At 71.1% G+C, this 23,231-nt stretch carries 20 protein-coding genes; 7 read left to right on the forward strand and 13 right to left on the reverse strand.

The window, feature by feature from the left end:
- Window positions 1-38 precede the first annotated feature (38 nt).
- Entirely contained in the window at window positions 39-977 is a 939-nt protein-coding gene (locus AB0E14_RS16735) for a carbohydrate ABC transporter permease (RefSeq protein WP_362417589.1), read from the reverse strand.
- The gene (locus AB0E14_RS16740) at window positions 974-1,999 is read right to left on the reverse strand and encodes an ABC transporter permease subunit (protein ID WP_362417592.1); all 1,026 of its coding nucleotides are present in this window, start codon (window positions 1,997-1,999) and stop codon (window positions 974-976) included. The genes AB0E14_RS16735 and AB0E14_RS16740 overlap by 4 nt, the downstream gene beginning before the upstream one ends.
- Before the next feature lie 397 nt (window positions 2,000-2,396).
- On the opposite strand from AB0E14_RS16740, the gene AB0E14_RS16745 reads away from it, so the two are divergent.
- Window positions 2,397-3,545 carry an ROK family protein gene (locus tag AB0E14_RS16745; protein WP_362417596.1) on the forward strand — a complete coding sequence of 383 codons (1,149 nt, stop codon included), beginning with the start codon at window positions 2,397-2,399 and terminating at the stop codon, window positions 3,543-3,545.
- A gap of 200 nt (window positions 3,546-3,745) precedes the next feature.
- On the opposite strand, the gene AB0E14_RS16750 is transcribed toward AB0E14_RS16745, so the two are convergent.
- From AB0E14_RS16750 to AB0E14_RS16785, 8 genes are all read right to left on the reverse strand, one after another.
- Window positions 3,746-4,336: an exonuclease gene (locus AB0E14_RS16750; protein WP_362417599.1), complete on the reverse strand. Its 591-nt coding sequence runs from the start codon at window positions 4,334-4,336 to the stop codon at window positions 3,746-3,748.
- Window positions 4,337-4,361: 25 nt separating this feature from the next.
- Entirely contained in the window at window positions 4,362-4,679 is a 318-nt protein-coding gene (locus AB0E14_RS16755) for a hypothetical protein (protein WP_362417601.1), read from the reverse strand.
- Entirely contained in the window at window positions 4,672-5,799 is a 1,128-nt protein-coding gene (locus tag AB0E14_RS16760) for a hypothetical protein (RefSeq protein ID WP_362417603.1), read from the reverse strand. The genes AB0E14_RS16755 and AB0E14_RS16760 overlap by 8 nt, the downstream gene beginning before the upstream one ends.
- A complete protein-coding gene (locus AB0E14_RS16765) occupies window positions 5,796-8,603 on the reverse strand; it encodes an ATP-binding protein (RefSeq protein WP_362417606.1) in 2,808 nt (935 codons plus the stop codon). The genes AB0E14_RS16760 and AB0E14_RS16765 overlap by 4 nt, the downstream gene beginning before the upstream one ends.
- On the reverse strand, window positions 8,603-8,728 hold the full coding sequence (locus tag AB0E14_RS16770) for a hypothetical protein (protein WP_362417609.1): 126 nt from the start codon (window positions 8,726-8,728) through the stop codon (window positions 8,603-8,605). Before AB0E14_RS16770 ends, AB0E14_RS16765 begins: the two co-directional genes overlap by 1 nt.
- Before the next feature lie 95 nt (window positions 8,729-8,823).
- On the reverse strand, window positions 8,824-11,022 hold the full coding sequence (locus tag AB0E14_RS16775) for a hypothetical protein (RefSeq protein ID WP_362417612.1): 2,199 nt from the start codon (window positions 11,020-11,022) through the stop codon (window positions 8,824-8,826).
- A 28-nt stretch (window positions 11,023-11,050) separates the two neighbouring features.
- Complete coding sequence (locus AB0E14_RS16780; RefSeq protein ID WP_362417615.1) at window positions 11,051-12,586, reverse strand: M48 family metalloprotease; 1,536 nt, start codon at window positions 12,584-12,586, stop codon at window positions 11,051-11,053.
- Between the two features lie 327 nt (window positions 12,587-12,913).
- Window positions 12,914-13,747: a methyltransferase domain-containing protein gene (locus tag AB0E14_RS16785; protein WP_362417618.1), complete on the reverse strand. Its 834-nt coding sequence runs from the start codon at window positions 13,745-13,747 to the stop codon at window positions 12,914-12,916.
- Between the two features lie 214 nt (window positions 13,748-13,961).
- On the opposite strand from AB0E14_RS16785, the gene AB0E14_RS16790 reads away from it, so the two are divergent.
- The gene (locus AB0E14_RS16790; RefSeq protein WP_362417621.1) at window positions 13,962-15,332 is read left to right on the forward strand and encodes an MFS transporter; all 1,371 of its coding nucleotides are present in this window, start codon (window positions 13,962-13,964) and stop codon (window positions 15,330-15,332) included.
- 28 nt (window positions 15,333-15,360) lie between these two features.
- On the opposite strand, the gene AB0E14_RS16795 is transcribed toward AB0E14_RS16790, so the two are convergent.
- On the reverse strand, window positions 15,361-15,837 hold the full coding sequence (locus AB0E14_RS16795; RefSeq protein WP_362417624.1) for a hypothetical protein: 477 nt from the start codon (window positions 15,835-15,837) through the stop codon (window positions 15,361-15,363).
- A gap of 196 nt (window positions 15,838-16,033) precedes the next feature.
- Here AB0E14_RS16795 and AB0E14_RS16800 point away from each other — a divergent pair, with 196 nt between their 5' ends.
- The 3 genes from AB0E14_RS16800 (at window position 16,034) to AB0E14_RS16810 (ending at window position 19,672) form a co-directional block, all read left to right on the forward strand.
- Window positions 16,034-16,495 (forward strand): hypothetical protein, encoded by a 462-nt coding sequence (locus tag AB0E14_RS16800; RefSeq protein WP_362417628.1) that lies wholly within the window; start codon window positions 16,034-16,036, stop codon window positions 16,493-16,495.
- Between the two features lie 373 nt (window positions 16,496-16,868).
- The gene (locus AB0E14_RS16805; protein ID WP_362417631.1) at window positions 16,869-19,172 is read left to right on the forward strand and encodes an alpha-N-acetylglucosaminidase; all 2,304 of its coding nucleotides are present in this window, start codon (window positions 16,869-16,871) and stop codon (window positions 19,170-19,172) included.
- A gap of 77 nt (window positions 19,173-19,249) precedes the next feature.
- Window positions 19,250-19,672 (forward strand): Rieske (2Fe-2S) protein, encoded by a 423-nt coding sequence (locus AB0E14_RS16810; protein WP_362417635.1) that lies wholly within the window; start codon window positions 19,250-19,252, stop codon window positions 19,670-19,672.
- On the opposite strand, the gene AB0E14_RS16815 is transcribed toward AB0E14_RS16810, so the two are convergent.
- Complete coding sequence (locus AB0E14_RS16815) at window positions 19,659-20,342, reverse strand: cysteine hydrolase (protein WP_362417638.1); 684 nt, start codon at window positions 20,340-20,342, stop codon at window positions 19,659-19,661. The genes AB0E14_RS16810 and AB0E14_RS16815 overlap by 14 nt on opposite strands.
- 175 nt (window positions 20,343-20,517) lie before the next feature.
- On the opposite strand from AB0E14_RS16815, the gene AB0E14_RS16820 reads away from it, so the two are divergent.
- Window positions 20,518-20,985: a pyridoxamine 5'-phosphate oxidase family protein gene (locus AB0E14_RS16820; RefSeq protein WP_362417641.1), complete on the forward strand. Its 468-nt coding sequence runs from the start codon at window positions 20,518-20,520 to the stop codon at window positions 20,983-20,985.
- Window positions 20,986-21,075: 90 nt separating this feature from the next.
- Here the strand turns inward: AB0E14_RS16820 and AB0E14_RS16825 are convergent, their stop codons facing one another.
- Window positions 21,076-21,981, reverse strand: a complete 906-nt coding sequence (locus AB0E14_RS16825; protein WP_362417644.1) for a LysR substrate-binding domain-containing protein — start codon at window positions 21,979-21,981, stop codon at window positions 21,076-21,078.
- Between the two features lie 73 nt (window positions 21,982-22,054).
- Between AB0E14_RS16825 and AB0E14_RS16830 the strand changes: the two genes are divergently transcribed.
- Complete coding sequence (locus AB0E14_RS16830) at window positions 22,055-23,164, forward strand: DMT family transporter (RefSeq protein WP_362417647.1); 1,110 nt, start codon at window positions 22,055-22,057, stop codon at window positions 23,162-23,164.
- The last annotated feature ends 67 nt before the right edge of the window (window positions 23,165-23,231 follow it).

Below are 23,231 nucleotides of genomic sequence, written 5' to 3' on the forward strand. Positions count from 1 at the left end.
GGGACGTCGGAGGGCGAGGTCCCCGTCGGTCGAAGGGCTCAGGCCTTGATCGCTCCGGTGAGGACGCCCTGGGTGAAGTACTTCTGCAGGAACGGATAGACGGCGACGATCGGCAGAACGGCCAGGATGAGCACGGCCATCGACAGCGAGGTGCCGGCCGGGAGCACGCTGACGCCCATCGCCTTGGCGTTGAAGGTGTCGCCCTGGAGGACGTACGAACGAAGGACGACCTGGAGCGGCAGCTTGTCCGGGTCGTTGATGTAGAGCATCGCGTTGAAGAAGCTGTTCCAGTAGGCGACCGCGTAGAACATGCCGACCACGGCGATCACCGCTTTGGACAGCGGGAGCACGATCTTCAGCAGCACCTTCAGGTCGCCGGCCCCGTCGAGGCGTGCCGCCTCGTGGAGTTCCTCGGGGATGCCCTGGAAGAAGGCACGGACGACGATGACGTTGAAGGCGTTCAGCATGATGGGCACGACCATCGCGCCGTAGGTGTCGAGCAGTCCGAGCGCCTGTGCCACCAGGTAGTTGGGGATGATGCCCGGGGTGAACAGGAACGTACCGACCACGATGAGGAGCAGTGGCTTGCCCGCGAGGGTCCCCGGCCGGGAGAGGCCGTAGGCGAGGCAGACGGTACACAGGAGGCTCAGCGCGGTGCCGACGAGGGTGATGCCGACGCTGACGAGCGCAGCACGGGTCACCACGCCACCGGACAGCACCACCCGGTAGGCCTCCAGGGTCGGTTCGGTGGGGAACAGCACGTACCCGCCGTTCGCCGCGAGTTCGGCCTTGGTGGCCAGGCTGGTACCGACAGCGAGCAGGAAGGGGTAGCCGACCGCGACGGTCATCGCGACCATGACCAGCAGTTTGAGGCCCTGTCCCGCCCGGCTGGGCCGCTCCATCCAGGCGGGGCGCTCGGCCGGGCGTGGCCCGCGCCGCGCCGCGCCGAGACGCGTCGAAAGCGACAGCTTGCTCATCGGTAGACCCCCTGCTCCCCGAGACGGTGAGCGAGTTTGTTCGCCAGGACGATCAGGACGAATCCGATGACGCCCTTCATCAGCCCGGCGGCGGTGGACATGCCCCAGTCCCCGTCGACGACACCGTGGAAGTAGACGTAGGTGTCGAGCACCTCCGCGGCCTCGGCACCGACGGCGTCCCGCTGGAGCAGCATCTGCTCGAAGCCGACGGAGAGGATGTCGCCGAGCCGGAGGATCAGCAGCATGATCATGACCGGCCTGATGCCGGGCAGGGTGATGTGCCACATGCGCCGCAGCCGGCCGGCGCCGTCCATGGCCGCTGATTCGTAGAGCGAGTTGTCGATGGACGCCATGGCGGCGAGGAAGATGATCGCGCCCCAGCCTGCGTCCTTCCAGACGGCCTGGGAGGTGAGCAGCAGGATGAACGTGTCCGGGTTGTTCATGATGTTGCCGACGGGGATGCCGTTGTCGTTGAGCAGGCTCGTCACCGTGCCCGCGCCCCCGAAGACCTGCTGGAACATGCCCACGACCACGACCCAGGAAAGGAAGTGGGGCAGATAGACCACGGTCTGCATCAGCCTGCGAACCCTGGTACTGAGCAAGGAGTTGAGAAAGAGCGCGAGAGCGATCGGCGCCGGGAAGTAGAGGAACAGCTGGACGACGCTGATCTCCAGGGTGTTCCACACGGCGGACCAGAACTCGGGCTGCTCCATCAGCGCGGCGAAGTTGGCCCAGCCGACGAACGGGCTCTGCTGGAAACCCAGATACGTCTGGTAGTCCTGGAAGGCGATGACGTTGCCGGCCAGCGGCAGGTAGAAGAAGACCGCGAAATAGAGGATGCCGGGCACGCACAGAAGGAGAAGCATCCGGTCTCGTCTGAAGCGGTCCCGGAAGCCGCGTCGAACTCCGGTCTCGCGGCCCGCCTTTCCGGCCTCGGAACGCGAACGTGCGCGACGCCGGTCGCGCGGCGGAGCTGGTCGAGGCGTGTCCGGACGGGGCGAAGCGGGTGCGGTGGCCGACACATGCACCTCCTGGGACGGGGAAGCGGGGGGAACGTCGACACATGCCCGGACGGTCGCGGTGCGCCGGGGCACACAGTGACGTCGGGGGCACACGGTGACGCCGGGGTCCCGACAGACCCGGATTCGGGTCGGTGCCGCCGGGGCTCCGTGCGAATGGGCAGGAGTCAACAGGTCCGGTCGGGCACGGTCAAGATGTTTATTCAAATCATTTTGCTAACAGGCGCGCGACGCCTCCCCGGCTCTCCGCACGGGCGGCGACCCCTTCACCTCCGCACCGACCGCCGCATCCCCAGGTGACGCGGTGCAGGCGGCCTCCACCCCGACAGCAGAGGCAAGCAGCGACGAAAACCGAAGGTCCCGCCTTTCCCTGCGAACTTTCGTAAGTAGGATGCGAGCCATGAACCAGCACGGCGGTGACGCCTCCCTGTTGCGGCGGTTGAACTCCGCCGCCGTACTGCGCGTCCTGCGGCACCGCGAGACGGCCGCGACCCTGACCGAGCTGGCCCACCAGGTGCAGGTCTCGAGGCCCACGGTCGAGACGATCATGGAAGAGCTGCTGGAGCAGGGCTGGGCCGAGGAATGCGGGCAGGAGCGCGGGCTGCGCGGGAGACCCGCCAAGCGCTACCGGTTCCGCGCGTCGGCCGGGCGCGTCCTCGGGCTGAGCGTGGGCGCCTACCGGTTGCAGGCAGTGGGTGTCGACCTCAGCGGGCAGGTCACGCAGTCCCGCAAGGCCGCGATCTTCCCCGACATGACCGTGGACGAGCGCCTCGACTCGATCGCGCGCTTCGTCGACGACTGCGCGGAGGAACTCGGCCAACGCCCCATGGCCGTGGGGGTGGGGACCACCGGGGTGGTCGACGGTTCCGGGCGGGTGGTGAAGAGCTCGGTCCTGCCGGGGTGGACGGGCCTCGCGCTGCAGGACGAGTTGTCGGACCGGATCTCGGCCCCCGTGGTGGTCGAGAACGACGTCCGGCTGGCCGTCCTGGCCGAGCGGTGGCGCGGCGCGGCCGTCGACCGGAAGGACGTGCTCTACCTCTTCGCCGGCAACCGGATGTCGCTCGGCATGCTCGTGGGCGGCAAACCGTACCGCGGAGCCCACTCGGCCTCGGGCGAGATCGCCGAACAGGCCACCGGCCTGTGGCAGGTCTTCGGCCCCGTCATGGACTTCGCGATGACGGTCGAACCGGGAGAGCTGCGCTCGCCGGCGCAGGCCGCGGAGTTCGCCTTCGGCAAGGCCGTCACGGGCGACCCGCGAGCCTCGGAGGCCGTGACCGCGCTCGCGGTCGGACTGGCGGAGGGCCTGGTGACGGTGGTGGGCCCCTTCGACCCGGAGATGGTGATCATCGGCGGCTCGCTCGCGAGCGGCGGCGCGCTGCTCGTGGAGCCGATCCAGGAACACCTGAACCGAACCTGCCTGTACCCGCCCGAGGTCGTGGCGTCCGGCCTGGGCAACGACTCGGTCGCCATCGGAGCGGCGCGGCTGGCCCTCGAGCACACGGAATCCGACATCGCCATGGTCCCGGAGCCGGACACCAAGCAGACATAGCGGTCAGTCCCCCCGCCGAGGAGTCCGAAGCACGGTGTTCGGACACCAATAAACATGACGGCTTTCATAAAGTGCGCCACTCTCGCCCGCCGCAGGGACCAGCACGCGCCGAGCGAGCCCCGTAGCGGCAGGTTCGCGGCCCCCTGTGTCCCGGCGGGGAGACGGCCTCAAGACCCGCCGTTCCCCTCGCTATGAGAGGTTCAGGCGCCGGCTTCCCATCTCATCAGGTTCTGGAACAGCTCGGCCTGCTCGATCGCGTCGTCCAGGGCATTGTGGGTGTGGGGCCGCGAGGACAGCAGGTCGCGCGGCATCGACCGCTTCGTCGCCCGGTGGAGCGGTACCGACGCCTTGGCGGCGTACAGCGTCTTCACGTCCAGGCAGCGGGAGTGCCCGAAGGGCGAGCCGGCCTCCGCGAAGCTCATGAAGTACCAGTACATCCACATCCAGTCGTAGCCCAGCGGATACGCGACGAACACGGGAACGGCGCCCAACTCCTCGGCCGCCCCCGCCAGCCAGCCGGCCGCGGCGTTCATCGCCTCCGCGGGTTCCCGCCCCTCCCGGCCCAACCGCTCGCGATCCAGCCCGCTGACCGCCAGGGCCTCGGGGTCGTAGCGGTCACTGATCGGCTTGAGCTCGGCGTAGAACGTCCGCTCGGCCGGGTCGTGCGCCGTGAACGCCGTCCCGTCGTGCACCCCCGCGACCGCGAGCCCGAAACTCGACATCGAGAACGGCCCGGGCACGGGCCCGTCGGCCTCGACATCGGCCGACACATAGAACTCGGCTTTCGCCATCGTCACTTCTCCGCGTTCCCGAGGTCTACGAGGGGGACTGGGCGCTGATGGTCATTCCAGCGCGCGCGGCCGCGTCGAGAATGCTGCGCCGCAGCTCCGCCACTTCCGCGTCGGGCAACGGGTCCCGCTCGTAGGTAAGGGAAACCGTCCAGTCGTCATCCGCGTAGCGCCAGAGCGTCAGCCTCACCCGCCCTTCCTCCTTGGAGCGCAGCTCGCGCCTCCCGAACTCCTCGTCCCACTCATCGCTGAGGCGTCCACGCCGCGCCAACCCCACCTCCTCCCGGAAGGCGGAGAGCCGGTCGCCGAGCTCTCCCTTCATTCGGATCTGCAGCTGCTCATTCATCTACGTCGCCTTTCGGACGGTTGATGATCCAGTCGGTTTCACGGAAATGTGTGGAGATTCCCTTACCCACATCGGTCCTGTCCGGAGGGCCTTCCGACGAGAAGAGGGCCGGAGCCACTTCGCGCCCGGTCTCCTGCTCCCAACGATCCTTCCACTCAGCCAGAGCCGGGAACGTCTGCTCCACGGTCTTCTTGTCCACGAAGTCATACTTCGGATGGATGACAGTGGCCCGTCGTTGGTCAGGGTCCGTGGCCTCCCACGTCTCCGTAGCCCTGTCGACCATCTCGCTCGAGGAAAGCTGAACATCGTAGTCGCTGGGCGGTTCCGACCCGCCTTCCCCGTCATCCACACCCAGCCGATGCTTGGCGTCGAAGGGCACCCGGGCAGGCCGATCGGATTCCGGACGGTCGCCCATCCAATCGGCAAGCCTGGACTGTGCCTCAGGCTGGTCGCTCAGGTCCTGCTCAGTGGGAAAGTCCTTGTGGGAACCGGAGAAGAACTGCGCCGAGGAGCCCTGCAGGCGGATATCGACCTGCTCCGGGTCGATTCCGTCCTCCGCGAGAGCCTCGTTCAGGCTGGACTTGAATTCCGTGTACTGCTCCGGGCTCATGCCCAACGGAGCTTCGAACCGCTGCCAGGCCTCCACCTGTTCTTCGTCCAGGCCCAGGTACTCCAGATCCTCGGCTCGAATCTCGTAGCCGGTGTCGTCACACGGCCGGCCCCTCACGCGGTCGCCCGATTCGAGTTCCTCGACGGGAACACGCCCGGACTCATCGATCATTCCGTCGGCCTGCGCGGCTCGTTTCCTGGCATCAACCGCATCGGCGACATCCGCAGTATTCGTGGCATCAGTCGCCTCGGGGCTTTCCTCGTTCTCGATGGCGCCGGTCAAAGACTCCGCCGGATCCTCGGGGTCTCCAGGCTCTCCCGGCTCCTCCGGCTCCTCGAAATCGCCCGGGAGCGAGTCGTCTCCGTCTTCGCCGTCGCCCGCGTCCCTCACCTCCTGCGGTTCCTGAGGTTCCTCCGGCTGTTCCGGCTGTCCGACCCGCTCGAGAGCGTCGGGCAGCCGGGCGGCCGGAAGGTTGTCCGCAGGAGTGGTGCTCGCGTCGAGCTCGCTCACTTCGTCTCCCCCGTGGACTGCTCCGGCGGCACCGGCTTGCGCGGTCTGCGGTCGAAGCACGCCAGCGTGCGGGCGAAGCGCTTGGCCCACTCCTCCGACGGGTCCGTGCAGCCCACCAGCTTCTCCAGCACCGACGGTGCGTACCGCCCGTGGTAGAACTGCCGCGTCCTCGTGCCCTTGCGGGCCTTCCAGTGCGGCTCGGCGACCGGGCAGGGGTCGTGGCCGTCGAGTTGGGCGCGCATCACCCAGGCCACGTGCTCGGCGAGGGCGTCCGGTGAGGACGGGGCTCCGACGCGGCTGTGGACCGCGCGGTCGACCGCCTGCCCGATGGCGCACTCGACCACGCGGCGGTGCGCGGACCAGTAGGGGCCGAGGGCGCGGCGCATGGCCTCACCGGGCAGGGGCGTGGTCCAGCTCAGCAGATGGGCCGCCACCGCCATCTCCGCCCAGAGCGTGATCCGCAGTTCGTCCTCTTCGTTCAGGCGCTGCGCGGTGCGCAGTTGCCGGAGCGTGCACGGTGCCGTGCCGCAGTCCGTGCCGCACGCCCGGCTCCGCGTCGCGATCATCGGCGCGGGAGAGGCCGGACGGATCGCCGCCGCGTCCTCGCGTGCCGTGCCGTCCTGCATGCGGACCAGGAGCGGATAGTCCATGCCGTCGGTGAACACGGCCGCCTCACCGGGCTTCAGCGTGACCAGGTACTCCGACTGGGCCTCGGTGATGTTCATGGTCGCACCGACGGCCTCGCGGTCGTCCTGCGCCGGCAGGCGGTGGACGACCTTGGCGGCGGTGTTCTTGATGACGTCCGGGACGAGCTTGCTGGGGATCTGGTCGGCGATGACCAGTCCCTCGCCGTAGGCCCGGATCTCGGCGAGCAGACCGGCGAACATCTCCACGGCGTGAGAACTCGCACCGCCCTCCTCCGACCTGCGCAGGAGCCTGTGGGCTTCCTCGAAGACGGTCAGGTGGCGCAGGGGGAAGGAGAGCCTCCGGGTCGTGCGCTGTTCCATCCTCAGGTACTCGATGAGCCGGATCAGGATCGTGCCCATCAGGAACGCCTTGTCCTTGTCGTCCCCGACGTCCTCGATCTCGAAGACCACATTGCGCTTGAGGAGTTCACCGAAGTCGATCGGGTGGCCTCCCTCCAGGAACCGCCCCGTGGTGCCGAGCCGGAGACTGGCGAGCCGGATCTTGATGAAGCCCTGGACGTTGTCGGTGATCTCCTTGCCGTAGCCGATCTCGGACACGATCTGGAGCGCCGTGTGCTCCAGGTCCTCCAGGGTCGGGTAGCGCGGCTCCGTCCCGGCGGCCTTCGGTTCGCCGAGGGTGAGGTCCCATCCCAGGTCCTCGTAGCACCGGGTCAGCGCGGCGCTCAGTACCTGCGGGAACGGCTCCTGCGGGTCGAAGGAGGCGAGGAAGAGCGCGCGGACCATGTCGAGGTGGGTCTGCAGGGGGAAGCGTTCGCCCCCCGCGAAGACCGAGGGTTCCAGCGGGTTCAGTCCGGCGGGGAGCGCGTCGCGGTCACCGGGCTTGATGACGATGACCTCGTCCTCGTCCCCCAGCCGCGCGGACATGAACCGGTACTCCGCCTTCGCCGGTTCGACGACCAGCCACGGCAGGCCCTCCCGCGTGGCCGCTTCGAGCAGGCCGCGGACCGTCTGCGACTTGCCTCCGCCCGTCGCGCCGCAGACGAAGGTGTGCCGGTTGAGCGTGGAACGGGGCAGGTCGAGATCGCCGACGGCGCTGCGGTTGCGGTCCAGGATCGACCCGAGGCGAATCGGCGCGGCGACCGGTCGCACACCCGGGGCGGCGGCCTGCGGGGCGGCGTGCTCCGGGGTGACGTCGAACTCAGGGCGAAGTGCGAACCGTACGCCGGGAATCTCCTGCGACGGGGTACGGGCCACGGCTGCCAGCAGTTCGGAACTCGCGTGGAAGGGGAAACCGGCCCCCTCCTGCAGCGTGGCGCCGATCAGGTTCGACAGATCGGACACGAGACCGGTCGGCTTCAGCGCGTACGGCAGCCCTTCGAGGTCCGAGGAGGCGCAGACCAGGGCGGCGACCCGGTGTGCGTCCTCCACGGTGGCGGCGCCGGCCAGGAGACGGATCCGCCACAGGCCGGTGGCCTCCGCCCGGGACAGTTCCTTGTGCCGGTGCTCAAGCCGGGCGAGTTCGAGGCCGTACTCGGGTGAGCTCTCGGCCTTGGACTTCACGCGCCGCTGCCGGTCCGCCGTCTCACCGACCATCTCGTCGAGCTCTTCCGCCGCGACCGGGTCGGCCACCACCAGCCAGGCGAAGGAGTCCTGCCATACGCCGAGGAGGCTGTCCTCGAGCGTGGGGCGGACGCGACTCGTCCCACGGTCCCGGGAATCGTCGTCGACCAGCAGCCCGTCCGCGACTCCGGATATGGCGGTCCAGTAAGGGAAACGGGCCATGGCCTCGCCGAAACTCCCGGGCGGCGTCCGCCGGGCCCGCGCACCTGCGGGGAGCCGCAGCAGGACGGTCTCCGGGTCGACGGCGTCGTCGCTGCCGACGAGGGACGAGCCGCCGAGGAGGACGTCGACGGAGCGGGCGGCCGAGGGACGGGACCAGCTGAGCAGGATGCGTCCCGGGGGCGGCGTGGCCGCGTCGGCCGCGGGACCGATGGTGTGGCACGCGGAGACGAGCGCGGCGAATCGCTGGGCGCGCAGTTCGTCCTCGCGCTCCGCGGGGCGGGAGGAGTCCTGCCTCGCGCGCGGCACTTCGGTCAGCCGGTACGTCGGCATGCCCAGGACGGAGTGAACGGCCTGGTTCTCGTGGGTGCTCCACATCAGAGGCGCTCCCGCCCGAGCTGCGGGAACGCGGCCGCGATCCGCTCGGTCATCTCCGGGAAGGACACGACCGAGGCACCGTCGCTGACATGGTCGTCTTCGTGTTCACGCAGGCCGGTCGGCACGACTCCCCCATCGATTCGATCTTGAGATCGATCCTAGTTGTTCTGTCTGACAGCCGTGGGGCCACCGCGGATGCGGCGGCCCCACGACGATGTGGCTACTGCTGCGGCGGCCAGCCCTGGCCTGGCCACTGCTGCTGGTGCTGCTGCGGCTGCGGCGCCTGGGGCGGCCAGGTGCCGGGCGGCTGCTGCGGGGCGCCGCCTTGGGGCCAGGGCCATGCCGGTTGCTGCTGCTGCCCGGTCGGCTGGGCACCGTAGACGCCGTACGCGCTGCCGTGGGGTTGACCGCCCGGCGCGGGCTGCGGCTCGTACACCGGGTGGGTGGGCGCCTGGGGCGGCGGGGCCGGTGCGGGTTGAGCCTGGGCAGCGGCGGGCTGCTGGGGTGCCCATGCCTGCGGCGGCAACGGCAGTTCGGCCAACGGCTGGTTGCTGAAGCGCTCCAGTTTCACGATGTTCGGGTTGCACACGGCCGCATGGGTCCTGACGGCTCCGTCCGGGCCGCGCTCGACGAAGACGAGGCTGAACTCCGCGAGCCCCTGCAACTGCGTCGGCTCCAGCACGTATTCGTACACGCGCTGCGTCGTCGTCCCGTCGCTCGTGTTGACGGTCGTGCCCTTCGTGTGCGCGGTCGACTCGTTGGTGCCGAACGTGTTGGTCACACTGCGGTTCTCCGACTCCGAGTAGTTGCCGCCCGAACTCGAACCACTGGTGGTGCTGGTCGGGAAGCCGAAGCCGTCGGAGTAGGTGCTGGAGGAGCTGGTGCCCCAGTTCCTGCCCCAGGAACGCGAGAAGCCGACCGAGGTCGCGGTGGAGGTGGAGGTCCCCGTCGTGTGGGTCACCGAGTCACTGACGCTCTCACCCTTGGTGTCCGTCAGCGAGTGCAGGATGAACTTGTAGTCGCGCCCGAGGAAGTCCGCCGCGACACCGGCTTCCTGGTGGTTGCCGAGGCGCATGAACGCCACGGCCCCGCCACCGATCATGTCGCGGGCGGTCTCCCGCAGATGAGCGTGCATGACGGTCAACTGCGCGCCGCGCCACTCGCAGACACGGGCCAGCTGCTCCAGGTGACGTCGCTGCACCTCGTGCTCGCCGAGGGCCACGACCACGGCCGGCGCCTGCTCCTCGACGAGAGTCGAGAGACGACGCGCCACGCTCAGGATGGCGAGATCGGTGAGGAGTTCGACGCTGGCGCTGCCCGTCGTCCGGTCGAGGCTGAAGCAGGTCAGGTAGCCGGGGCCGCGCCCCGCCCGCTCGGTGCCGAGTCCCGCCAGCGGCTGGACGAACGACTCCAGCCGCATCAGCCCCTCACGAATCTGGTCCTTGCTCTTGTCCGGGAGCAGGTCGTCCGAGATGCGGTTGCGCTCGGCGCGGGTCAGAGTGCCGCTGTCGTCGAGATCGCCGAGCAGCGCACGCAGCCCGGCAGCGATCCTGGCCGGCGTGACGTCTTCGCCCAGGGCCTCGCAGAGCCGGTTGAGGATCCGGCTGTCCATGCTGCGGCCTGCCCGTGTGGCCTCCGACGTGTCCCCGTAGACGGCTTCGACGAGCGCGTCGACCAGTTCGGTCGGCTGCAGGCCGTCGAGGATGCTGCTCTGCGGCTGCTGGCTGGGCAGCAACTGCACGTCGACGGGGGCGCCCATCTCCGCGGAGAGGATCGACAGTTCCCGGCAGATCTGGGACTGCGTCAGGTCCAGCACGATCAGCGGACGTTCGCGCAGCGTCGAGGCGCCGAAGACGGTGAGGAAGCCCTCCCGGCTGCGTCGCGTTCCGCCGAACACGTCCAGACGCGCGTTCCCGGTTCCGACCGGGAGGGCGCCCCAGATGTCGAGACCGCGGATGCGCTGGTCCTCGGTGTACTCGAACTGGGCCTTGGCATGCGTCCACGCGGCGGACTCGTGCTGGTAGCGCTGGGCCAGCTCGTGACGCGTGTGCTCCACCTTCTGGTCGGCCGTCGTCGCCGCGCCACCGGACTGTGTGTAGAGCAGGACGGCGCCTGCGGCGCTCACGGCCGCCAGCACCAGTCCGACGGTCCCGGCGAACAGTGCGACCACGAGGAAGAACGCGGTGAGGCCACCGCCGACCTTCAGGGCGTTCCCCTTCCGGTCCGCGGTGTTCAGGCGGGCGGCGCGCGCCCGGTTGAGCAGCGACTCGGGAACGTCGACGAGTGCGGGCGGCGGCTGGGTGAAGGCGTGACGGAAGGCCTCGGCGTCACGGTAGACCCAGCCGATCCGCTGTCCCGGGTCGAACAGCCGGGACAGCGGCTCCACTTCCGCGTGTTTTGCGTCGGGTTGAACGGTCATGACATGGACTCCTGGTCGGGCGCGTCGCTCAGCGGGCTGCGTCGGCGAACTTCTCCAGTTCGCGGATGCGCTGGTGCATCGGGGGGTGCGTGGCCATGAGGCGCTCCAGGAGCTTCTCCTCCGCCCTCTCGGCATCGGACGACTGCCAGCCGCTCAACACCGCGTGCAGCAGCGGGCCGTAGCCCAGTTCCGCGGCCGTGCGGTCGGCACGCAGTTCGGCCGCGCGGCCCGCCCAGGCGAGAAGGTACGGCGTGACGAACACGATCAGGACGGGCGGGAACGTCACCGCGACGGCGATCACCAGGGCCACGAAGACGAGACCGACGAGGCAACCGAGGAGCGGAACGACCTGGGCGACAACGGCGACGACGCGGAGCACCCAGCCCGCCAGGCGCCTGGCGACCCGGCCCGGAAGGGCGTACCACAGACCGAGCAGACCGGCCCAGGCATGGCCTCCGACATGGTGACCGAGCTCATGGGCCAGGACTGCCGTGAGCCTCTCCGGCGGGAGGTGGTGCAGCGACCAACGGGTCACGCCGACCATGTGACCGGCGGCGGCGGCAGCGTTGATCTCCTCCTTGTCCTCGATCCAGAGTTCGTACGCCGCCGGATTCTTGATGTTCGCCCTGGCCATCACTTCGTCCCACAGCGGCCGCAGCGCGGCGAGCTCGGCCCCGGTCGGCTCACGCCACCTGAGGACGGTTTTGGCGAACAGCCTCTCGGCCGGGCGGTAGAAGACGAGTGCGCCGGAGGCCAACCAGGCGATGATGAAGGCCACGTCGACACCCGCGGGCATCAACGCGGAGACCGCCCACACGACGAGCAGGCTGCCGAAGAAGTTCGGCAGCATCAGCAGCAGGGTCGTCAGAGCCGTCGCGTCGGCCCGTCGCTGGACCGGCTGGACGTGGACGTCAGGACCGGGCGCGTACGCGGGTGCCGGAGGACCCGCAGGGGCCTGAACAGGGGGGTATCCCTGCGTCGGGACCGGAACCGGAGCCTGCGACGGAGGCGCCTGCCCGGGGTACCCCTCGGCCAGGTACGGCTGCTGCGTGGGCGCGGGCGGAGGCGACTGCTGGTCGACGGGCTGCTGCGGTGCGAATCCCTGGGCGACCTGCCCGTACTGCGCGTAGGGCGCGCCCTGCTGGGGAGGGAAGCCGGGCTGCGGTTGTTGCGGCGCGTACCCGGGCTGGGGCGCGTAGCCGGGCTGAGGCTGCTGCGGCGGGTACCCGGCCTGCGGCTGCTGCGGCGCGTAGCCGGGCTGAGGCTGCTGCGGCGCGTAGCCGGGCTGAGGCTGAGACTGCGGCGGTGCTCCGTAAGTGGGCTGCGTTCCGTACCCGGGCTGCTGCGGCGCGTACGGAGGCTGAGGCTGCTGGGTCCCGTACTCAGGCGTCGGCTGCTGAGTTCCGTACCCGGGCTGAGGCTGCTGTGCTCCGTACCCCTGCTGAGGCTGCTGTGCCCCGTGCCCGGGCTGCGCTCCGTACCCCGGCTGAGGCTGCGCGCCGTACCCGGGCTGGGGAGGGTACCCCTGAGTCGGCTGGCCCTGCGCCGTGGGCGGCTGGGGCACCTGCTGGTGTGGTGGCGGACCGTATCCCCCTTCAGGCACGGGGGGTTGGGGCGATGCGGGTTGCTGCTGCTGCCCTTCGTTCGACGCGTACGGGTCCGTCGGGTGACTCACCAAGGTTCCCTTTCAAGGCCGCGACCGGACAGCGATGCTGCCTGGCCGCGAATGCGAGGGCCTCGGACAACTGCGTGGCGCGACCAGTGGCGACGGACATGACGAGTCCCGTCCCCATCCCCCGGTAATGACAGCAGTCGCACTGGCCTTTGAAGAAAGCGCCATGGTTACTCAATCGAACAGGGGTTGTCCACTTGCGTATTCGGCAGGGTGCGCTCAGCGGGTCGTCGTGTCCATGTTCGGCTTGCGGCCCCAGGCCGTGAGCATGCCGGCCGAGAGCGCGGCGCACTCCTCTGAGTCCAGATAGCGGATCGCCGCGTCGACCGCCGCGTCGTCGACGAGTCCGGTGGCGCGCATCGCGGCTCGACTGCGCTCCCATGTGTCGGCCCAGAAGCGGCTGATGGGGCTGCCCGGTTCGAGTGGCGGTACGTGGATCTCGGCGGCGACCGGTACGAGCCCGGCCTCGCGCAGCAGTCGCGGGTACGACGGCACCCAGGAGACGTCCGTGCCGATGGTGTCGCGCAGGCCCCGCCACATCGCGCGCATCACCTCGGTGTACGGCGAGTCGGGCGTACGGTCGCCGAGCAGGTCGACCGCGTCGCTGAGGACCAGTACGCCTCCGGGCTCGACGAGTTCGGCGAGGCGGCCGACGAGCCGCTCGTGCTCGGGGAGATGCATCAGGACGAAGCGGGCGTGGACGAGCCGGAAGCGGCCCGGGGCGAAGTCCGGTGCCGTGACGTCGGCTTCGCGCACGTCGAGCCCGGGCACGGGCCGCTCGCGGAGGAACCGCACGTCGCGGTCGACCGCGAGGACACTCGCCACTCCGGCCTCCTCGAGGAGCCTGCGGGAGACCGTGCCCGTCCCGGCGCCCACGTCGAGGCAGTGCCATCCGGGGCCGGCGCCCAGGGCACGGAGCCGGGCCATCGTGATGTCGTCGTACGCGAGCGCACCGAAGTCGATGCGCTCGCCCTCGCCCGCCTGCTCGGGACGGAACACCGCCTCGCCGTAGCGCCCGCTCCCCCGCGCGTCCCCACGCCCGGGGACGCTCACCTCGCCCGCCCCGGCAGGAGCGGAGGCATGGGGTCTTCGCACTGTGTCATGGCCGGATCTCTTCACACGGTGGGGCGCTACCGGCCGAGGCGCGCCGCGTCTGCGCCGATCGGCCCAAGGGGCGCCGCCCCGGGGCCCGGGAGTCGGGACTCGGCAGTCGGGAGTCGGCTGGATCTCGGGCGTACGGAGTGCGGAGCCGGGGCAGGTCGCGATCATGACAGACACCCCTGGCGCCGGACTCGGCCCCGCCGGCCTCGGTCCCACCACCCCCGGCCGGCCCGCCGTCGCCCCACCGTCCTCGTCCTCGTCCCCGCACCCGCCCCCGCGCCCACGCCCACGCCCGCTGCGCCAGTTGCTGGCGGCCTCCGTCGGCAACGCGGTGGAGTGGTACGACTGGTACGCGTACACCTTCCTCGCGGCCTACATCGCCACCCAGGTCTTCCCCCAGGGGTCCGGCAACTCCCTGGTACCGCTCCTCTCGACGTTCGCCGTCTTCGCCGTCGGCTTCTTCATGCGGCCCGTCGGGGGCCTCCTCATGGGCGCCGTGGCGGACCGGCACGGCCGGCGGACCGCGCTCACCGTCACCATCCTCCTCATGGGCGGCAGCAGCCTGCTGGTGGGCCTCACCCCGACGTACGCCGCCGTCGGCGTGCTCGCCCCCGTCGTGCTCGTGGTCGCCCGGCTGCTCCAAGGTCTCTCGGTGGGCGGGGAGTTCGCGGCCTCCACGACCTTCCTGGTCGAGTCCGCGGGGCCCAGGCGCCGCGGGCTCTTCTCGTCGTTCCAGTACGTCTCGACGTCCGCCGGACAGCTCGCCGCCTCCGGTACGGCCGCGCTGCTCGTCGCCGTGCTCGGGGACGACCGGATGAACGGCTGGGGCTGGCGCGTTCCCTTCCTCCTCGGGGCCGTGCTGAGCCTCGCCGGTTTCTGGATCCGCCGGGGCGCCGAGGAGACCCACGACGTAGCGCGCCAGGACGCGCCGCGCCCGGGCCTCTTCGAGGCGCTGCGACGCCACCCCCGCTCCTCGTTGCTGATCGGCGGCGTCACGGCCGGCGGAACCCTCGCGTACTACACGTGGACCTCCTACCTGCCGACGTACGCGGAGCTCAACACCGGCATCGACAAGGCGGACGCGCTGCTCGCCGGGACGCTGTCGCTGGCGTTCTTCGCCCTGCTGCAGCCGGTCGGCGGGCTGCTCTCCGACCGGTTCGGCCGCAAGCCGCTCCTTCTCTTCTTCGGTATCGGTTTCGCGCTGCTCGGCGTGCCGCTGCTGCGCGCGCTCGACGGCTCGTTCGGCTCGCTCCTGCTGGTGCAGTGCGCGGGGATGGTACTGCTGACCGGCTTCACCTCGATCTCGGCGGCCGTGAACGCCGAGCTGTTCCCCGCCCGTGTCCGCGCGGCCGGGATCGGCTTCCCGTACTCGCTGACGGTCGCCGTCTTCGGCGGAACCGCCCCGTACGTCGGCACGCTCTTCAAGGAGTTGGACCGGCCGGGACTGTTCCCCTGGTACGTCGCGATGCTGTGCCTGGTCTCCTCGGCGGTGTACCTGCGGCTCCCGGAGACCGCTCACAAGGAGCTGGACCGCTGAGGCGGCCGCACACACCGGGGAGCAGGGATCAGGCCGCGGGCCGCGCGTGGGTGCGACTTCCTGGCAGCCACATCGGTACGACCGCTGCCGCCGCCAGGAGGTCGGGCAGGGCGTTGCACGCGACCCACCACGCAGGCCCCACGCCGCCCATGCCGTCCATGCTGAAGTCACTGAGCCGGAACAGCAGAAGCCCCGCGCCGACAGCGGTCAGCACCATCCGGGCCCAGCCGCGTCCGGCCCGCATCCACAGCGCGACGGCCACCCAGGCGGCCAGCAGGAGGGCCAGCACACCGGCCGAGACGACGAGCCGCGCCACCGCCTCCTCGCGCCCCGCGAACGCGGTCAACTCGTCAAGGCTGGTGGGCGCGACGACGAAGGCGCCCAGGACCCAGACGGCGACTTCCGCCGCCACGGCGGCGAGCGTGACCGCCCACGCGAGGCGAAGCCCTCCCGGGCGCCTGCCCTTGCCGCCTGCCATGCCTCTGCTCGTGAAATCGCTCGTCATCGGGGCCTCCTTCGGGCTCGTTCTACGAGAGGGAGAACACGCCGCCAAGGTTCCGGGTGGGTGACGGTTCGGGGCGGTCCACGCACCCGCTCTCCGTGGTGGATTCCGTGGTGAGCACGGAGGCGGCCCGTACCCCCGCCGGGCGAAGCTGTGACCACAACGAACGGGCCGCCGGCCCACGACGACGGGAGTGGTCATGACCAGCACGACGAACCGGACGAGCAAGAGCTACGAGGGTTTCACCGCCGAGGAGCGCGCCGCGATGAAGGACCACGCGGAGGAGCTGCGGGCGGCGGCGCGGCCGGGCTCGCGCGCCGGCAAGGCGGCGGAGGCGGAGCGGGCCGTACTCGCGAAGATCGCCGAGATGCAGGAGTCGGACCGGACGATGGCCGAGCGCCTGCACGCCGTCATCACCGCCGCCGCCCCCGCCCTCGCGCCGAAGCTCTGGTACGGCATGCCCGCCTACGCGCTGGACGGCAAGGTCCTCTGCTTCTTCCAGAGCGCGGAGAAGTTCAAGGCGCGCTACGCCACGCTCGGCTTCAGCGACCTGGCTCGGCTGGACTCCGGCCCCATGTGGTCCGCCGGCTTCGCCGTGACGGAGGTGACGCCCGAGGTGGAGGCGCGCGTCGGCGAGCTGGTGCGGCAGGCCGTGCGCTGACGGCCCGACCCGCCCAGCGCCGGTCCCCACGGCTCGTAGCGAAACGCCGGACGCCCGTGACGCGCGGGACGTCCGGGGCGGTCGGGACGCCCGGGGCCGCCCGGGACCTCCGCGGCATCCGGGGCGTCCGGGCCTCCAGGCCTCCGGGCCTCCGGGCCTCCGGGCCTCCGGGCCTCCGGGCCTCCGGGACCAGCGTGGCGTCCCGGAAGTCCCGAGCGCCCCGACCGTCCGGTGCCCCCGAGCGCCCCGAGCGCCCAACTCTGCACCCGCACGGATGAGCGCCGCCGGACACCGGCTCCGCCTGCGTCGCGGGGCCGGTCGTTCGTCGGACAGTGGGTTGATCATGCGTCAACCAATCCGAGGAGCACACTGGATGGGCAGTCACCTCGTCCTTCGATGCCGTAGGACGCTCGCCGTCGTGGCACTGGCCGCGACGACCGCGCTGGCGCTCCCCGCCGCCCCGACCCCCGCCACCCCCCGGACCCCCGCCACCCCGGCTCCGGCCCCGGCCCCGGCCCCGGCCTTCGAAACCACCCCCGCTCGCACCCCCACCCGCGCCGCAGCCTTCGACACCGCGCCCGCGCGCGCCGCCCTGGAGCGTCTGCTGCCCTCCCGGGCAGCGCAGTTCACGCTCGTCCCGGTCCCCCGGACGCCCGGCTCGGAGGAGGACTCCTTCGCCGTCTCCGGACGGGCCGGGGCCATCGTCGTACGGGGTACGTCACCGGCCACGCTGCTCACCGGCGCCGGCTGGTACCTGGAGCATGTCGCCGGGGTGGACATCGGCTGGCCCGGGGAAAGCATCGGCCGCCTTCCCGCCACGCTCCCGGCGGTCGAGGGCGAGGTCGCGCGCTCGGCGAGCGTGCCTCATCGCTACGCCCTGAACGACACCGACGAGGGCTACTCCGGCGCGTACCGGGACTTCGCCTCCTACCAGCGCGACATCGACCTGCTGGCACTGCACGGGGTGAACGAGGTCTTCGTCCCGACGGGCGCCGAGTACACCTACTACGAGACCTTCCGGCAATTCGGTTACGACGCTGCCGAGTTGCGCGCCTGGATCCCGGCCCCGGCCCACCAGGGCTGGTGGCTGCTGCAGAACCTGTCCGGCTTCGCGGGCCCCGTCTCCCCTCAACTGATCGACGGCCGCGCCGAACTGGGTCGCAGGATCGCCGACCGGCTGCGCGCCCTGGGCATGACCCCCGTCCTACCGGGCTTCTTCGGCACGGTGCCGCCCGGCTTCGCCGACCGCAACCCGGGCGCGGTCACGGTGCCGCAGGGTTCGTGGGTGGGGTTCGCGCGGCCGGACTGGCTCGATCCGACGGGGCCGGTCTTCGACCGGGTGGCCGCCACCTACTACCGCGTGCAGCAGGAGCGGTTCGGCGCCACGGACATGTTCAAGATGGACCTGCTGCACGAGGGCGGCAGCGCGGGTGCCGTCGACGTCCCGAGCGCGGCCGGCGCCGTCCAGCAGGCCTTGGAAAGGGCCCATCCAGGCGCCACCTGGGTCATGCTCGGCTGGCAGAACAATCCGTCGGCGGCCCTCCTCGACGGAGTGGACCGCAGCCGTGTCCTCGTCGTCGACGGCCTCTCGGACCGGTACGACAACCTGGACCGTGAAGCCCGCTGGGGCGGTACGCCGTACGCCTTCGGGACCATCCCCAACTTCGGCGGTCACAGCAGCCTCGGCGCCAACACCGGCGCGTGGGTGAGCCGGTTCCACGCGTGGCTGGCGAAGCCCGGCAGCACGCTGCGCGGCATCGCGTACCTGCCCGAGGCGACCGGCGTCAGCCCGGCGGCCTTCGACCTGTTCACCGAACTCGCGTGGCGCTCCGAGCCGATCGACCAGGCGGCCTGGTTCGCCGCGTACGCGGCCCGCCGCTACGGAGGCGAGGACCCGCACGCGTCCGCCGCGTGGGAGCAGTTGCGCCGCGGCCCGTACAGCATGCCCTCCGGCAGCTGGAGCGAGCCGCAGGACAGCCTGTTCGCCGCCCGTCCGAGCCTGACGGCGGTCCGCGCCGCGCGCTGGAGCCCGTCCACGATGCGCTACGACGCCGCGACCGTGGAACGCGCGCTGGCCGAGCTGCTCCGGGTCGCTCCGGCCCTGCGGACCACGGACGCGTACCGCTACGACCTGGTCGACGTGGCCCGCCAGGCGCTCACCAATCGCAGCCGCGTCCTCCTCCCCCGGATCAGAACCGCGTACGAGGCCAAGGAGCTCGCGGCCTTCCGGGCGCTGGTGGGCGAGTGGAACGCGGACGTGGAGCTGCTCGGCCGGCTGGTCGGATCGGACCGGCGCTTCCTGCTCGGGCCGTGGCTCGCCGACGCCCGCTCGTGGGGCGCGGACGCCGCCGAGCGCGACCGGCTCGAATACGACGCCCGGTCGATCCTGACGACCTGGGGCGACCGCGTGCCGAGCGAGGGCGGGCTGCGCGACTACGCCAACCGCGAGTGGTCGGGTCTTGTCCAGGACCTGTACGGGCCGCGCTGGCGGACGTACTTCGCGGGTCTCGACCGTGCGCTGGTCGACGGCACGGCTCCGGCCGCGGTCGACTGGTTCGCGGTGGACGACGCCTGGGCGCGCGGTCACACGCCGTACCCGACGCGGCCGACCGGTGATCCGGTCGCTCTCGCGGGCGAGGTCCTCGTGGCGTTGCGCTCCGGCTCTTCGGCCGTTTGAACATTTCCGAGCCCCGGCTCGTACAGACTCCACAAGGAGATCGAAACGGATCAGGATCAGGACGCAAGGGGAGTGCGATGAGTGGTGTGGCGCGTCGGACGGTCGTCGCGGCGGCGGGTGGGGCGGGCCTGGTGGCCGCGCTCACCGCCTGCGGAGGCGGCGGCACGGACGACAAGGGCAGCGGCGCCGGGACGGGCGCGCCGCAGGAGGCCGGGGCCGCGCTCGCGAAGACGGCGGACATCCCGGTGGGCGGCGGCAAGGTCCTCGACGGTCAGGGCGTGGTGATCACGCAGCCGAAGGCGGGCGAGTTCAAGGCCTTCTCCTCCAAGTGCACCCATCAGGGGTGCGCGGTCAGCGGTGTCGCCGACGGCGTGATCACCTGCCCCTGCCATCAGAGCATGTTCGACGCGTCGGACGGCAGCGTGAAGGGCGGCCCCGCCACCGCGCCGCTGCCGCCGACCCCGATCAAGGTGGAGGGCGACTCGATCACGCTCGCCTAGCGCGCCGCGGGCTCTTCCAGCAGCGCAGCACGTCCTCGGTGGTCGTGACGGTGGAGACGAGGGCGAGCGTGTGACGGATCATCGCGGGGGTGTAGTCGGCCGGCACCCCCGCGATGGCGTCCCCGGGCACGACGACGGTGTATCCGAGGTTGACCGCGTCGAAGACGGCGTTGGGGATCGCCACGTTCGCCGAGACACCGGTGACGACGAGCGTGCGACAGCCGAGGTTGCGCAGCAGTGGGTCGACGTCGGTCCCGGCGAGCGGCGAGAGCCCATGCAACCTCCGTACGACCAGGTCCTGTTCGGTGACCTCGATGGGTTCGGCGATCCGCACCGCCGTGCTGCCGCTGTGCTGTTGCACGGGCAGCCGGGCGGCGGCCCGGAACAGCCGGGCATTGCTGTTGGCGCCGCGTCCGTCAGGTCTGCGCTCGGCCACGGCGTGCAGGACCTGCACGTCGGCCTCGTGCGCGGCGGCGACCAGTCGGGCGACGTTGGCCAGCGCGCCCGACGAGCGGGCGGCGACGGCCAGTTCGGGCAGGGCGCTGTCGCGCCCGACGACCCCTTGCTGACACTCGACGGTGAGCAGCACCGTTCCGGCCGGTTCGAGCTGCTCCTGCAGCTGCGCCCACTGCTTGGCGGTGGACGCCGAACCCTTCGTGGCATCGGCCATGATCGTCTCCCCTGTCCGTTGGCCCGAGTCCCCCGGCGCCGTGCCTGCTCGGCGCCGCGCCTGGCGCGCGGCTTCTGGCGCACTCCGGGCGGGGGAGGCTAGCCACCCTTGCCCCAGGAGGGAAGAGCGCCCATGATTTCTGACACTCCATCAGAATGACGCGAAGGGACGGACGATGACCGTCACACAACGCCGTGGCCGCCGGATCATGATGACTCCGGAGGAGCTGGACGACTTCCTCACCGAACAGCGCACCTGCCGGGTGGCGACCGTCTCCGCGGACGGTCGGCCTCATGTCGGCGCCCTCTGGTTCGCCTGGGACGGGACCTCGCTCTGGCTCTACTCGATCACCAGGAGCCGCCGCTGGGCGGAGCTGCGCGCCGACCCGCGCATCGCGGTGGTCGTCGACGACGGCGAGGAGTACGGAGAATTGCGGGGCGCCGAGCTGTCGGGAACGGCCGTCTTCGTCGGCGAAGCCCCGCGCACGGGTGAGCCGTGCCCCGAACTCGATGTTGCGGAACGGCTGTTCGCCGCGAAGAACTTCGGCCTCGACACGATGCCGCACGACGGCCGGCACGCGTGGCTCAAGCTGACCCCGGACGCCGTCGCCTCCTGGGACTTCCGCAAACTTGCGACCCTGTAGCCACCCCGCCCGCGACCACCCGGCCCCCACCCCGCCCGCGACCACCCGGCCGCACCCGCCCGCGACCACCCGGCCGCACCCGCCCGCACCTCAGAGGCTCAGCGGACCCCCGACGCCCCGCAGCGCCTCGACCGCCGCCCGGATGGACGGCCGCCGGTCGGCGTCGCTGCGCCAGGTCGCGTAGATGTGCCGCTTCACCTTCTGCCGCACCGGCACGAACGCGATGCCCTCCGGCGTCGGCCCGCGACCGAGGCGCGGGGTGACGCACACCCCGAGGCCTGCGGCGATCAGCGCGAGCTGGGTGTGGTGCTCGCCCGCGAGATGGGCGATGCGCGGTTCCATGCCCTGCGACCGCAGCGTGAACATGAGCCAGTCGTGGCAGAATTCGCCCTCGGGCCAGGAGACCCAGTCGTCGTCACCGAAGTCGGTCAGGTCCACCTCGTCCCGGCCGGCCATCGGGTGCCCGGCCGGCACCGCGACGTCCGCCGCGTCGTCCAGGAGGTGGGCGCGCTCGAGCCCGCCCGGCACCGGGGCGCGCTTGTTGCTCCAGTCCAGGACGATGGCGAGGTCGGCGTCGCCCCGCAGCACCTCCCGGATGCCCTGCTCCGGCTCCAGCTCGGTGGTCTTCACCCGGAGATCGGGGTGGGCCGTGCGCAGCGCGGCGAGGGCGCCGGGCAGGAGACCGCGCGCGGCCGTCGGAAAGGCGGCGATCCGGACCTCGCCGACGACCTGTCCGCGCTGGGCCTCGATGTCCGCCTGGGCGAGCTCCACCTGCGACAGGATGCGCGCCGCGTGTTCGGCGAGCAGCAGGCCGGCGTCGGTGAGCCGGACGCCCCGGCCGTTCTTGGCCAGCAGCTGCTGGCCGATCTCCCGCTCCAGCTTGGACAGCTGCTGCGACACGGCCGAGGTGGTGACGTGCAGGCCGTCGGCCGCACCGCTGACCGAGCCGTGCCGTGCGACGGCGTCCAGGGTCCGCAAGCGCTCCAGGTTCAACATGTAAGCAATACTAAGGGGAGAGCTTCACTTAATCTCGCTTGTTCTACGAGGTTGAAGCCTCCACTCTGAGGACATGAGCTCCGCGACCTCTCCGCCCCCTCCCTCCGCCCACCGCGCCCGCCTGCTGGACTGGCGGGTCCGCTTCGGCGTGCTGGCTCTGATCTGGGGCTTCAGCTTCGTCTTCATCAAGGTCGGCACGGAGGGGTTCGCGCCGTTCCAGGTGACCTTCGGCCGCCTGCTGTTCGGTACGGCGGTGCTGGCCGTCGCGATGCTGGTCAAGAGGGAGCGGCTGCCGCGCGGCCGCCGCACCTGGCTCCACCTGACGGTGGCCGCGTTCCTGCTCAACGCGCTGCCGTTCTCGCTCTTCTCGTACGCCGAACTGACCATCCCCTCGACGCTCGCGGGGATCTGCAACGCCACGACACCCCTGTGGGGCATGGTCCTCTCGCTGGTGGCCCTCTCCGAGGACCGCCCGACACGGGTGCGGGCGGCGGGGCTCGGCATCGGCTTCATCGGGGTCCTCACCGTGCTCGGCGCCTGGCAGGGCTTCTCCGGTCTGGACGTCACGGGCACGGCGATGGCCCTGCTCGCCTCCTTCAGCTACGCGGTCGGCTGGATCTACGTCCGCCGCACGCTGGCCGGCACGGGCGCGTCGAACCTCTCGCTCGCCGGCTCGCAGGTGGGGCTCGCGACGCTCCAACTGGCGGTGGTGACCCCCCTGTTCACCTCGCTCCCGACGTCGGTCGAGGTCGTTCCGCTGCTCGCCGTGATCGCCCTGGGCGCGCTCGGCACGGGGTACGCGATGCTGCTCCAGTACGGGGTCGTCGCCGAGGTCGGACCGACGACGGCGTCGATGGTCACGTACTTCATCCCGGTCATCGCCACGGCGGCGGGCGTGGCCCTCCTGGACGAGCGACTCGCCTGGAACACCCCGGTCGGCGCGGCGATCGTCCTCGCGGGCGCGGCCCTGACGCAACGCCGCGCCCCGGCGAGGCACCCGAAGTCCACGGCGCACCCGATCACGCGGGGAACCACACCCCCGGCGCACCCCCTCACGCAAGGTGCCGCCCCCACGGCGCCCGCCCCCGCACCGAGCCCCACATCGACACCTCCGGCACAGGACCCGGCGCGGAACCCGGCGCAGGACCCGGCGCAGGACCGCCACCCCGCCGGCCGCCCGTAGCGGACCGGCACGTCCGCCACAGCCGTAGCTCCTGTACGGAAGCCGCAACCTCGGCTCTTCCGGGGAA

Source organism: Streptomyces sp. NPDC047981, from assembly GCF_040653315.1.
Lineage (GTDB): Bacteria > Actinomycetota > Actinomycetes > Streptomycetales > Streptomycetaceae > Streptomyces.

What these genes read in the sequence shown, in the direction of transcription:
- AB0E14_RS16735 (WP_362417589.1), bottom strand. Translation starts at nt 977, where the DNA reads ATGAGCAAGCTGTCGCTTTCGACGCGTCTCGGCGCGGCGCGGCGCGGG.
- AB0E14_RS16745 (WP_362417596.1), top strand. Translation starts at nt 2,397, where the DNA reads ATGAACCAGCACGGCGGTGACGCCTCCCTGTTGCGGCGGTTGAACTCC.
- AB0E14_RS16750 (WP_362417599.1), bottom strand. Translation starts at nt 4,336, where the DNA reads ATGGCGAAAGCCGAGTTCTATGTGTCGGCCGATGTCGAGGCCGACGGG.
- AB0E14_RS16755 (WP_362417601.1), bottom strand. Translation starts at nt 4,679, where the DNA reads ATGAATGAGCAGCTGCAGATCCGAATGAAGGGAGAGCTCGGCGACCGG.
- AB0E14_RS16765 (WP_362417606.1), bottom strand. Translation starts at nt 8,603, where the DNA reads ATGTGGAGCACCCACGAGAACCAGGCCGTTCACTCCGTCCTGGGCATG.
- AB0E14_RS16775 (WP_362417612.1), bottom strand. Translation starts at nt 11,022, where the DNA reads ATGACCGTTCAACCCGACGCAAAACACGCGGAAGTGGAGCCGCTGTCC.
- AB0E14_RS16790 (WP_362417621.1), top strand. Translation starts at nt 13,962, where the DNA reads ATGACAGACACCCCTGGCGCCGGACTCGGCCCCGCCGGCCTCGGTCCC.
- AB0E14_RS16795 (WP_362417624.1), bottom strand. Translation starts at nt 15,837, where the DNA reads ATGACGAGCGATTTCACGAGCAGAGGCATGGCAGGCGGCAAGGGCAGG.
- AB0E14_RS16800 (WP_362417628.1), top strand. Translation starts at nt 16,034, where the DNA reads ATGACCAGCACGACGAACCGGACGAGCAAGAGCTACGAGGGTTTCACC.
- AB0E14_RS16805 (WP_362417631.1), top strand. Translation starts at nt 16,869, where the DNA reads ATGGGCAGTCACCTCGTCCTTCGATGCCGTAGGACGCTCGCCGTCGTG.
- AB0E14_RS16810 (WP_362417635.1), top strand. Translation starts at nt 19,250, where the DNA reads ATGAGTGGTGTGGCGCGTCGGACGGTCGTCGCGGCGGCGGGTGGGGCG.
- AB0E14_RS16815 (WP_362417638.1), bottom strand. Translation starts at nt 20,342, where the DNA reads ATGGCCGATGCCACGAAGGGTTCGGCGTCCACCGCCAAGCAGTGGGCG.
- AB0E14_RS16820 (WP_362417641.1), top strand. Translation starts at nt 20,518, where the DNA reads ATGACCGTCACACAACGCCGTGGCCGCCGGATCATGATGACTCCGGAG.
- AB0E14_RS16825 (WP_362417644.1), bottom strand. Translation starts at nt 21,981, where the DNA reads ATGTTGAACCTGGAGCGCTTGCGGACCCTGGACGCCGTCGCACGGCAC.
- AB0E14_RS16830 (WP_362417647.1), top strand. Translation starts at nt 22,055, where the DNA reads ATGAGCTCCGCGACCTCTCCGCCCCCTCCCTCCGCCCACCGCGCCCGC.